The sequence below is a fragment of the Paenibacillus sp. J53TS2 genome, from assembly GCF_018403305.1.
Classification (GTDB): domain Bacteria; phylum Bacillota; class Bacilli; order Paenibacillales; family Paenibacillaceae; genus Fontibacillus; species Fontibacillus rhizolycopersici.
On record NZ_BOSK01000030.1, the window covers coordinates 1 to 512 of the forward strand.

1 rRNA gene is annotated in these 512 nt (G+C 47.5%); it reads right to left on the reverse strand.

The features are described from left to right. Positions 1-226, reverse strand: a 23S ribosomal RNA gene (locus tag KJS42_RS22930); the annotation flags it as partial. Positions 227-512 lie beyond the last annotated feature (286 nt).

A 512-nucleotide genomic window follows, 5' to 3' on the forward strand; every position in this document is an offset into this window, starting at 1 on the left:
TTCTCTTCCTCAGGGTACTTAGATGTTTCAGTTCCCCTGGTCTGCCTCTTCGTATCCTATGAATTCAGATACGAGTGACTGGATATTAACCCAGCCGGGTTTCCCCATTCGGACACCCCCGGATCAATGCTTGCTTACAGCTCCCCGAGGCAGTTTCGTTGTTCGCCACGTCCTTCTTCGGCTCCTAGCGCCTAGGCATCCTCCGTGTGCTCTTAGTAGCTTAACCAAGTTGCTCGGTATTGTGCTGTTCGCTCGTTGTCCGTCGTTTCCCTTCCGGCTTTCGCCACCCGGTCACGCACTTCCAAAGGATCGACCATCACAAAACCTTCGCATCAGTAGTCACTACCTCTTATTTAACTTGTTTTGACACAAGTTCAGCTAAAAGGAATGTTTCTAAAACGCAAATTTCGTTTCGTTTATCCAGTTTTCAAGGATCAAGTTGAGAGTTGAACTCTCAAAACTGACCAACGAGTGAGTAACTTTGCTAACCTGAGGTTAGCGATTTGAATGTC